8 protein-coding genes and 1 pseudogene are annotated in these 10,155 nt (G+C 69.8%); 6 read left to right on the forward strand and 3 right to left on the reverse strand.

All coding sequences use genetic code 11. The annotated features are described in order from the left end of the window. Together B551_RS06580 and B551_RS06585 are read left to right on the forward strand one after the other, a co-directional pair. Positions 1 to 562: FAD:protein FMN transferase (locus tag B551_RS06580; RefSeq protein ID WP_023263714.1), on the forward strand; the 562-nt coding region annotated here is incomplete at its 5' end. Next, entirely contained in the window at positions 559 to 2,169 is a 1,611-nt protein-coding gene (locus tag B551_RS06585) for a sulfite reductase flavoprotein subunit alpha (RefSeq protein ID WP_006578966.1), read from the forward strand. The genes B551_RS06580 and B551_RS06585, both read left to right, overlap by 4 nt. Before the next feature lie 121 nt (positions 2,170 to 2,290). Here B551_RS06585 and B551_RS06590 read toward each other — a convergent pair whose 3' ends face one another. After that, a complete protein-coding gene (locus B551_RS06590; RefSeq protein ID WP_023263715.1) occupies positions 2,291 to 3,796 on the reverse strand; it encodes an amino acid permease in 1,506 nt (501 codons plus the stop codon). Between the two features lie 122 nt (positions 3,797 to 3,918). Here B551_RS06590 and B551_RS06595 point away from each other — a divergent pair, with 122 nt between their 5' ends. The 4 genes from B551_RS06595 to B551_RS06610 all read left to right on the forward strand — a co-directional run bounded on the left by B551_RS06595 (position 3,919) and on the right by B551_RS06610 (position 9,151). After that, positions 3,919 to 4,944, forward strand: a complete 1,026-nt coding sequence (locus tag B551_RS06595; RefSeq protein WP_023263716.1) for a mechanosensitive ion channel family protein — start codon at positions 3,919 to 3,921, stop codon at positions 4,942 to 4,944. 218 nt (positions 4,945 to 5,162) lie between these two features. Next, positions 5,163 to 6,905: an MBL fold metallo-hydrolase gene (locus B551_RS06600; RefSeq protein WP_023263717.1), complete on the forward strand. Its 1,743-nt coding sequence runs from the start codon at positions 5,163 to 5,165 to the stop codon at positions 6,903 to 6,905. Positions 6,906 to 6,992: 87 nt separating this feature from the next. Next, positions 6,993 to 8,078, forward strand: a complete 1,086-nt coding sequence (locus B551_RS06605; protein WP_023263718.1) for a Zn-dependent alcohol dehydrogenase — start codon at positions 6,993 to 6,995, stop codon at positions 8,076 to 8,078. A 107-nt stretch (positions 8,079 to 8,185) separates the two neighbouring features. Next, complete coding sequence (locus B551_RS06610) at positions 8,186 to 9,151, forward strand: LysR family transcriptional regulator (protein ID WP_023263719.1); 966 nt, start codon at positions 8,186 to 8,188, stop codon at positions 9,149 to 9,151. A gap of 19 nt (positions 9,152 to 9,170) precedes the next feature. Here B551_RS06610 and B551_RS06615 read toward each other — a convergent pair whose 3' ends face one another. Then, positions 9,171 to 9,674 carry a hypothetical protein gene (locus B551_RS06615; RefSeq protein ID WP_043437812.1) on the reverse strand — a complete coding sequence of 168 codons (504 nt, stop codon included), beginning with the start codon at positions 9,672 to 9,674 and terminating at the stop codon, positions 9,171 to 9,173. A gap of 68 nt (positions 9,675 to 9,742) precedes the next feature. After that, positions 9,743 to 10,155 (reverse strand): annotated as a pseudogene (locus B551_RS26470) (transcriptional regulator); the annotation flags it as partial.

The following is a 10,155-nucleotide window of genomic DNA, read 5'->3' on the forward strand; positions in this document are numbered from 1 at the left end:
CGAGCAAGGGCGGCGTGCGCGCCAGCCCGGCGGCGTGTCGATCGACCTGTGCGCGATCGCCAAGGGCTATGCCGTCGACGCGGTATCGGCATGGCTGTCGGCGCGCGGCGTGTCGCATCATCTGGTCGAGATCGGCGGCGAGCTGCGCGGTGAGGGCGTCAAGCCGGATGGCATGCCGTGGTGGGTCGAACTCGAAAGTCCGCCTGCCGCGGACGATTTTCGTGCTGCCGATGCGGCCGAGCAGACCGTGGTGGCGCTGCATGGCCTGTCGGCCGCGACCTCCGGCGATTACCGGCGCTATTTCGACAGCGGCGGCCGCCGCTACGCGCACACGCTCGATCCCCGTACCGGCTATCCGGTCAGCCACGCGCTCGCGTCGGTGACCGTGCTGCATCGGCAATGCTTGATGGCCGACGCGCTGTCGACCGCGCTGACGGTGCTCGGTCCCGAGGCCGGCATGGCGTTCGCCATGCAGCGCGGCATCGCGGCGCGGATGCTGCTGCGCACGCCGCGCGGCTTTACCGAACGCATGTCGCCGGCGTTCGCGGCGATGCTCGCATGAACGCGCCACGACGATTCGGCCTTCCTTCGCTGGCGAGCGCGCTCAGCGGCATCGCGGGCGCATCCGGCCTGGCGCTGTCGCTTGCCGGCGCGGGCAAATGGCCGACCGCGGGCGGTGTCGCGCTGGCCTACGCGGGTTTCTGCGGCGCGATTCTGGCGCTGCATCGCCATCGGCACCAGCGCAGCGCCGCTTTCGCGTCAACCGCGGACGATGCGACGCTGATCGCCTATGCCAGCCAGACCGGGTTTGCCGAACAACTGGCGATGCAGACCGCGCAGGCGCTGCAACGCGCCGGCTTGCCGGTGCGCGTCGCCTCGTTTGCCGATCTCGATCTGTCTGCGCTGACGCGCTGCCGGCAGGCGCTGTTCGTGGCCAGCACCACGGGCGAGGGCGATGCGCCCGACAGCGCCGCAGGTTTCACGCGCAAGCTGGCCGCCGCGAGCGGCGACGGCCTGAGCCGCCTGCGCTACGGCATCCTCGCGCTGGGCGACAGCAGCTACGCGAATTTCTGCGCCTACGGCCATGCATTGGCCGCGGCGCTGCAACGGGCGCAGGCGCGGCCGCTGTTCGATCTGGTCGAGGTCGACAACGGCGACACCGGCGCGCTGCGCCATTGGCAGAACCACTTGTCGGCGCTGGCCGGCGGCGCCGAAATCGCCGACTGGGAGGCGCCGCGCTATGGCCGCTGGCGGCTGGTGGAACGCCGGCTGATGAACCCGGGCAGCGCCGGCGCGCCGGCCTTTCATCTGGCGCTCGAGCCCGAAGCGCCGGCCGCGCTGGAATGGCAGGCCGGCGATATCGCCGAGATCGGCCCGCGCCTGCCGCCCGAGCAGGTCGCGCAACTGCTGCGTGACCTGTCCCTCGACGGAACCGAAGCGGTGCGTTGCGATGGCGAGGCGATGCCGCTGGCGCAAGCGCTGGCCACGCGCATGCCGTTGCCCGCGCCGCATGCCGAAGCCATGCGCGGCTTGTCCCCGCAGGCCCTGGTCGACGCGCTGCCGCCGCTGCCGCACCGCGAGTATTCGATCGCCTCGCTGCCCGCCGATGGCCGTCTCGAACTGCTGGTGCGCCAGACACGCCACGACGATGGCCGGCTTGGTCTCGCTTCGGGCTGGCTGACCGAGCACGCGCCGCCTGGCGCCGCCATCGCGCTGCGCGTGCGCACCAACCGTGCCTTCCACGCACCGGCCGACGATCGGCCGCTGCTGCTGATCGGCAACGGCACCGGCATGGCCGGTCTGCGTGCCTTGCTGAAGGCGCGCGCCGCCGCCGGTCATGCGCGCAACTGGCTGCTGTTCGGCGAACGCAGCGCGGCGCACGACGCCTTCTATCGGGAAGAACTGCAGGCATGGCAGGCCGACGGTACGCTGGCGCGCCTGGACCAGACCTGGTCGCGCGACGGCGCTGCGCTGCGCTACGTGCAGGACGCCGTGCGCGCCGCCGCGCCGCAGATCCGCGAATGGGTCGCGGCCGGTGCCGCGATCTACGTCTGCGGCAGCCTGCAAGGCATGGCCGCCGGCGTCAACGACGCGCTGGCCGAGGCGCTGGGGGCGCGGACGCTGGCGACGCTGGCAGAGACCGGCCGCTATCGGCGCGACGTCTACTGAGCGGGGCCCCTGGGCGCTCGCTTGACGTCTGTCGTCCCCGCGAAGGAGGGGACCCAGTGGCTTCGAACGTCGCTGGGTTCCCGCTTTCGCGGGAACGACGAAATGGCGTTCGAACGATTGCTCATTCCATGCCGGGAAACCGCATGTCCTCGTAGCTGACGAAGCGCGTCTTGCGCGTCCACCGGTAGCCGAGCCAGATCGCCAGGAAGATCGGAATGCCGATATAGGTCGCGGCCACCGACCACCAGTCGATATTGCCGTCGAGGAAGGCCTGGTAGTTCTGTCCCAGCGCGATCACCAGGCACAGCACGAACGCGAAGATCGGACCGTACGGGAAGAACGGCGAGCGGTACGGCAGCCGCGACAGATCCAGGCCACGCCGCATCCAGCCCTTGCGGAAGCGGTAGTGGCTGATGGCGATGCCCAGCCACGCGATGAAGCCGGTCATGCCGGACAGGCTCAGCAGCCACAGGTAGACCGCCTTGCTCTCGAACAGCGAGGTCAGGAAGCACAGCGCGCCGACCGCGGTGGTGGCCAGCAGCGCGGGCATCGGCACGCCGTGGCGCGTCAGCCGGGCAAAGACGCGCGGCGCGCGGCCCTCGGTCGCCAGGTTGTAGAGCATTCGCGTCGAGGCATACATCCCCGAATTGCCGGCCGACAGCACCGCCGTCAGGATCACCGCGTTCATCAGGCCGGCGGCGAAGGCCAGCCCGGCATTGCGGAACACCAGCGTGAACGGGCTGACGCCGATGGTTTGCACATCGCTCTTGAGCAGGCTCGGATCGGTATAGGGGATCAGCACGCCGATCACCGCGATGGCCAACACATAGAACAGCAGGATGCGCCAGAACACCTGCCGCACCGCGCGCGGAATATTGCGCGCCGGGTCGGCCGATTCGCCGGCGGCGACGCCGATCAGCTCGGTGCCCTGGAACGAGAAGCCGGCGATCATCGCCACGCCGATCATCGCGGGCAGGCCGCCGACGAAGGGCGCATCGCCCAGCGTCAGGTTGGCCAGGCTGGCCGGCACGTCGCCGCGCAGGATGCCGAAGATCATCAGCGTGCCGATCGCGATGAACGCAATCACGGTCACCACCTTGACCAGCGAGCACCAGTATTCGGCCTCGCCGAAGCCGCGCACCGAGATTGCGTTGAGCCCGAACATCAGCGCGAGGAACAATCCGCTCCACAGCACGCCCGGCGTATCGGGGAACCAGTACTGCATCACCAGCTGCGCCGCTGCCAGTTCCACGGCGATCGTCACCGCCCAGTTGTACCAGTAGTTCCAGCCGAGCGCGAAGCCGAAGCCCTCGTCGACATACATGGAACCGTAGGTCGAGAACGAGCCGGCCACCGGCATGTAGGCGGCCAGTTCGCCCAGGCTGGTCATCAGGAAGTAGACCATCGCGCCGATCAGCAGATACGCGGCCAGCGCGCCGCCCGGTCCGGCCTGCGCGATGGTCGCGCCGGAGGCGACGAACAACCCGGTACCGATCGAGCCGCCGATGGCGATCATGCTCAGATGGCGGGCCCGCAGCTTGCGCTGCAGGCGCGGCGCGGCGGCGCCCGAGGCGGTGTCGCTGTCGACGCCGACGCCGGCGCCGCGCGAGTCTTGGGAAGCGGTCATGGTGAACACAGGAAGGCCAGCAATGGGGCGGCATCCTATAAGAAAACCCGCCGGCGGGATAGCCGGGCCGCCAACTCGGTAGAATCGTGGCTTCCCTGCCCGCGTGGCCTGGCGGTGCCCCGATGCGCCGCGGTCCCGACACCATGAAGCTGAACCTCGATTTCAACGACAGCATCCTGCTGCATATCGTGCTGAGCGTGCTCATCGTCCTGATGGGCGTGCTGCTGGTCAAGCTGAGCAACCGCTTCTTCGTCTCGCGTCAGTTGGCGGACCGCGACAATCTGCGCAGCTATCGCACCTGGACCGTGGCCTCGCGCAATCTGATCGGCGCGGTGGCCTTCCTGCTGCTGCTCGGCATCTGGGTCTCCGAACTGAAGAGCGTCGCGATCTCGCTGGCCGCCTTTGCCGCCGCGCTGATGATCTCCGGCAAGGAGTTGGTGATGTGCTTCCTCGGCGCGTTCATGCGGATGATCGCGCGCCCGTTCCAGCTCGGCGATCTGGTCGAGATCGGCCAGTACGCCGGTGAGGTCATCGACATGGACGCGCTGACGACCACGCTGGTCGAGGTCGCGCCGACGCGGCAGTTCACCGGCTTCACGGTGCAGGTGCCCAACAGCCTGCTGCTGACCGTCGCGGTGCGCAACCACTCGCAGGCGGGCAAATACACGCTGGACACGGTGCGCATTCCGCTGGCGGCGCAGTGCGACCCGGACCGCATCGAGGCGGAGCTGCTCGACATCGCGCAGCAGGCCTGCGAGCCGTTTCTCGAGGCCGCGGGCCAGAGCCTGCGCCGCTATGGCGATACGCGTTTCCTGGACCTGTCGCAGTTCGCGCCGCGCGTGATGTTCGAACCGGTCGGCACCGACCGGCTCGATGCGATCGTGCGTTTCCCCGCGCCGGTGGGCGGGCGGCTGCCGGTGGCGCAGCAGATCATCCGGCGCTTCTATCGGCAGCGCATCAACGACAGCAAGGAGACCGGCGGCGATGCCGCCGCCGAGGCCGCAGCCGACAACGAAAGGCGGGATGCCGAACAGCGCGAGGCCGCCGAGGACCGGGCGCGGATGGCGCGCACCGCCCGCCCCGGCGCACCCGGCAGCCCCGGCAACCCGGACACCAGCGGGCCGCCGGCTTCGTCGCCGGCGTTCTGATCGTCGGCGAAAGCCGCTGGGTCCTCGCCTTCGCGCGTAAGACGAGCCGTCGGAACCGGCCCACCGCCGCGGCCGGTGACCGCACAGTGCTGCCGTTTCCCTGGCGCAGTGCGCCATGACCGCTGCGACGCTTGCCCTTACACTAGGGCGATCCGATGACGGCCCGCACCGCATTCAAGCGGTTTCCGCGCGCCTCTCGCCTATCCGTTCCGACCCGTATGAATCCATCGAATCCCACCCCGGACGCCGCTGCCGGCGCCTCATCTGCTGCGCCGGCGGCGCGCCCGCGCGCGCCGTCGCTGCGCCATGCGGCCAGCGTGCTGGTGCTGCGCGACGGCGCCGCCGGCATGGAAGTGCTGCTGGTGCGCCGGCCCGAACGCCAGGACGATCGCAGCAGTGGCGCCTATGTGTTTCCCGGCGGCACGCTCGATCCGCAGGACAACCAGCTGCATGGCCTGTGCGAGGGACTCGATGACGCCGCCGCCAGCGCGCGGCTGCGTTTGCCCGCGGGCGGGCTCGACTTCTACCTGTGCGCGGTGCGCGAATGCTGCGAGGAGGCGGGCCTGCTGTTCGCCTACCAGCGCGACGGCGAGATGGTGGCGCTCGAACGCTTCGACGACGCGCAACTGGCCTGGCTGCGCGAGGCGGTGCGCTACGGCGGCCCCGGCATCGCCGAGGTCTGCCGCCGCTTCGAGCTGCGGCTGGCGATGGACAAGATGGCCTATATCAGCCACTGGCTGACGCCGCCGGGCCTGCCCAAGCGTTTCGACACGCGCTTCTTCGTCGCGGTGCTGCCGCCTGGCCAGAGCGCGATGCACGACGGCGTCGAGGCGGTCGACCATCGCTGGGTGCGTCCGTCGGAAGCGATCGCGCCGGACAGCGGCATGACGCTGGTCAACGTGACGCGGCGCATGCTGGCGTCGATCGCGCATTTCCCGACCGCGCAGGCCTGCTTCGACTACGCGCAAGGGCTGCGCGAGATCGCGCTGATCATGCCGAGACTGGCCAATGGCCCCAAGGGCGTGCGCCCGGTGCAGCCCGACGAGCCTCCCTATGCCGAGATCGCGCGGATCGATCCCGACGGTGCCGGCCATGGGCGCTACGCCCTCGAACCGGGTGTGCCGGTGCGGCTGTCCGACCGCGTCTGGCGCGTGACCGCCGACAACGGCAACGCGATGACGGGCCCCGGCACCAATACCTATCTGGTCGGCGGCGGCAGGCGCAACGAATGGGCGGTGATCGATCCGGGCCCCGACGACGAGGCGCATCAGCGCGCGGTGCTGGCCGCCGCGCCGGGCCCGATCCGCTGGATCCTCGCCACGCACACGCATATCGACCATTCGCCGGGCGCGGTGCGGCTGCGCGAAGCGACCGGCGCCCAGGTGCTGGGACGCGTGGCAAACCGGCCCGAGCGGCAGGACCCGAGCTTCGCGCCGGACCGCGTGCTCGAACACGGCGAGCGCATCGTGCTGGGGGACATCGACGTACCGGGCGACGCCATCACGCTGCGCGTGCTGCATACCCCGGGCCATGCGTCGAACCACCTGTGCTTCCTGCTCGAACAAGAGAAACTGCTGTTCACCGGCGACCACGTGATGCAGGGCTCGACCGTGGTGATCGGCCCGCCCGATGGCGACATGCGCGCCTATCTGGCCTCGCTGGCCGCACTGCTGGACGAAGATCTCGAATGGCTCGCGCCGGGCCATGGCTTCCTGATGCCGCGCCCGCGCGAGGCGATCCGCCTGCTGATGCGCCATCGCCAGCATCGCGAGGCCAAGGTCGTCAATGCGCTGCGCGAGCTGGGACCGGCGCCGATCGAAACGCTGCTGCCGCGCGTCTACGACGACGTGCCGCCACGCATGCTCCCGGTCGCGCAGCGCTCGCTGCTGGCGCATCTGCTGAAGCTGCAGGCCGACGGACAGGCGCAGGAAGCGCAGGGCGACTGGCGCATGCTGCAGTAAGCCGCTCTCCAGCCCGGCCGATGCGCCGGCGCGCGCAACATCGCAGTGGATTTCCCGATAGCCCAACAAGCGGAACAAGGAGACACCATGAAAGCTGCCGTGCTGCATCAGCCCAGGACCCCGCTGGTCATCGAAGACCTCGCCATCGACAAGCCCGGCCCGCGCGAGGTGCTGGTGCGGACCGCGGCGGTCGGCGTCTGCCATTCGGACCTGCATTTTCTCGACGGCGCCTATCCGTTTCCGATGCCGGTGGTGCTGGGGCATGAAGCGGCAGGCGTGGTCGAGCAGGTCGGCGCCGAGGTACGCACGGTCAAGCCCGGCGATCATGTGATCACCTGCCTGTCGGCCTATTGCGGCCACTGCGAGCACTGCCTGAGCGGCCATCTGTCGCTGTGCGTCGCGCCGGATACGCGCCGCCGCGAAGACGAAGCGCCGCGGCTGCGCGCCAGCGGCGCGGCGATGAACCAGTTCCTGAACCTGTCGGCCTTCGCCGAGCAGATGCTGATCCACGAGCATGCGCTGGTCGCGATCCGGCGCGACATGCCGCTGGACCGCGCCGCGCTGATCGGCTGCGCGGTGACCACCGGCTTCGGCGCGGTCACGCATACGGCCGGCGTGCGGCCCGGCGAAACCGTTGCGGTGATCGGTTGTGGCGGCATTGGCCTGGCCACGATCAACGCCGCCGCGCTGGCGGGCGCGGGCCGCATCATCGCGATCGACCGCCTGCCTGGCAAGCTCGAACTCGCGCGGCGCTTCGGCGCCACCGATGTGGTCGATGCCAGCGCGGCCGATCCGGTCGACGCGGTGCGCACGCTGACCGGCGGCGGCGTGCATCACGCGTTCGAAGCGATCGGGCTGAAGGCCACGGCCGAGCAGGCCTTTGCGATGCTGCGCCGGGGCGGCGCGGCCACCGTGATCGGCATGCTGCCGCCGGGCGTCAAGATCGAGCTCAAGGGCACCGATTTTCTTGCCGAGAAACGCATCCAGGGCTCGATGATGGGCTCGAACCGCTTCCCGATCGACATGCCGCGGCTGGTGGACTTCTATCTGTCCGGCCGGCTCGAGCTCGATGCGCTGATCGCGCAGCGGCTGCCGCTCGAGCGCATCAACGAGGCCTTCGACGAGCTGCGGCGCGGTGAGCTCGCCCGTTCGGTGATCCTGTTCGAGCAGTAGCCCGGGGCCGGCGGACCGCACGCAAGCCGCGGCCTCAGCGCGGCCATGCGCGCTGTGGGAAAATCCCGCCCGCGCGCCGCATCCGTCAGGCGCCGGCGAACGAGACGATGAAGACGATCGAATGGAAGGATTGGGAAATCTTCTGCCGCGTGGTCGAGGCAGGCACCTTCACGCATGGGGCCGAACTGGCCGAGGTGCCGAAGTCGTCCGCGAGCGCGGCGATCGCCCGGCTTGAAGCGGAGCTTGGCGGGCGGCTGTTCGAGCGCAACACGCGGCGCGTGCGCGTGACCGAGCAGGGCCAGCGCCTGTACGAACGCGTGGCGCCGCACTTCGCGGCGTTGCGCGAGATCAGCGCCGAGGCGGCCTCGGCCAGCGAACAGGTCAGCGGCACGCTGCGGATCGCCACGCCCTACGAGGTCGGCTCGCAGCATCTGGCGCCGAGCCTGTCGCGCTTGCTGACCCTGCATCCGAACCTGAAGGTGCAGATCGACGTCACCTGGGACCAGCCGGACCTGCTCAAGCACGGCTACGATCTCGCCTTCGTGATGACCAATACCACGCTGCACGACAGCTCGTTTGCCAGCAAGCGCGTGGTGCTGGTCGAGCGCGCGTTCTATGCCGCGCCATCGCTGATCCAGGCGCGCGGTCTGCCGCGCTCGCCAGGCGATCTGAACGGCTGGCCCGTGATCGGCAATGCCGACGATCGGCGCTGGGAATTCGTGCAGGACGGCGCCGAGGAGGCCGTGCTGCCGGTCGATCCGCGCATTCGCACGCATAACGCCGAGATCCGGCTGAAGGCGGCGACCGATGGGCTCGGTGTCGCACGCCTGTCGCCGAAGTTCGTCGAGGAACATGTGCGCCAGGGGCAGCTGGTGCGCGTGCTGCCCGCCTATGCCTCGTCGCCGCTGAAGGTCTACGTGCTGATGCCCGCGCGCAAGCTGATGCCGGCCGCGGTACGGGCGCTGCTGGACGTGATGGAGCACACGGTCGGGGCCGCGGCGCCGGCGCGGGGGGCGCGGCGCGCGGGAAAGGTGGAAGGCAAGGCCGACGTCAAGGCCGACTCCAAGGCTTGAAGCCGCGGCCGCGGCCCGCTCAGAAGGGCTGGTCGCCGGTCCGCATTTCGACGCCCAGCGTTTCGCCGATCGCCAGGATCTCGTCATCGTCCTCGGCGCGCGCGATCCAGCCCGCGTAGACGCCGGAACCGATCTCCCAGTGCCATAGCGTGATGCCGGCCGCGCGCAACTGCTCGTGGGCCTGCTCCATCAGTTCGGGCACGCTGGTGCTGCCGAGGAAGTCCTCGTCCTCGGGATCGTCGACACCCCAATCCAGCACCAGCGCCACACGTGCCGCCAGCTGGTTGAGGCAGTCGATAAAGGTCGCGGTGTCATGCTGTTCGACCTGGAAGCCCGCTTCCCAGTCGATCACGTCTTGCACCACCGACAGCAGTTCGGTGCCATCCACCGTATCGTCGGCTTCCTCCAGCGCCTCGTCGAGCAGCGCCAGCTGCTTCTCGACCATCGCGCCATCGTCAAAGTTGATCATGCCGAGCAGCCGTTCGACTGCCTGGCGCGACTCGTCGTCGATGACTCCATTCACGCCCAGTCCTCCCGCTTCCGAATGCCGCGCCAGTGTGCCGGCCTGGTCCGCCAACCTGGTTCCCGAACCTAGTCCGCCAACTGGCCGATTTCCCGCCGCCCACGCGGCGTCACGCGCAGCGCGCGCGACGAGGGCGTGCGCTCGATCCAGCGCCGCTGCAGCATCGCGTCGAGCAACGCCGCGCCCAGTGCGCCGCCCAGATGCGGCTTGCGTTCGCTCCAGTCGGGACAGGTGCAGGCGAACTGCCGGCGCTTGCGGCGGGCGCCGTCCAGATCCACGCCGAGTTGCACCATGCCGTGCGTGCCGTGCTCGGACAATTCCACCGCGCTGTCCCGCACCAGGATCCAGCCCGAACGCGTCATCCGCGCAAACAGATCGACCGCCAGCTCGCCGGCCAGATGGTCGTAGCACGTGCGCGCGTGGCGCAGCGTCGCGGGCGCGGTGCGCGACGGCGGCACCGTTCGCAGGCGCGGCGGGCGGC

This window comes from Cupriavidus sp. HPC(L), from assembly GCF_000307735.3.
GTDB lineage: Bacteria > Pseudomonadota > Gammaproteobacteria > Burkholderiales > Burkholderiaceae > Cupriavidus.

Bases quoted from the DNA above. Each gene is read 5' to 3' on its own strand.
- B551_RS06590 (WP_023263715.1), bottom strand. From the start codon at position 3,796: ATGACCGCTTCCCAAGACTCGCGCGGCGCCGGCGTCGGCGTCGACAGC.
- B551_RS06595 (WP_023263716.1), top strand. From the start codon at position 3,919: ATGCGCCGCGGTCCCGACACCATGAAGCTGAACCTCGATTTCAACGAC.
- B551_RS06585 (WP_006578966.1), top strand. From the start codon at position 559: ATGAACGCGCCACGACGATTCGGCCTTCCTTCGCTGGCGAGCGCGCTC.
- B551_RS06610 (WP_023263719.1), top strand. From the start codon at position 8,186: ATGAAGACGATCGAATGGAAGGATTGGGAAATCTTCTGCCGCGTGGTC.
- B551_RS06605 (WP_023263718.1), top strand. From the start codon at position 6,993: ATGAAAGCTGCCGTGCTGCATCAGCCCAGGACCCCGCTGGTCATCGAA.
- B551_RS06600 (WP_023263717.1), top strand. From the start codon at position 5,163: ATGAATCCATCGAATCCCACCCCGGACGCCGCTGCCGGCGCCTCATCT.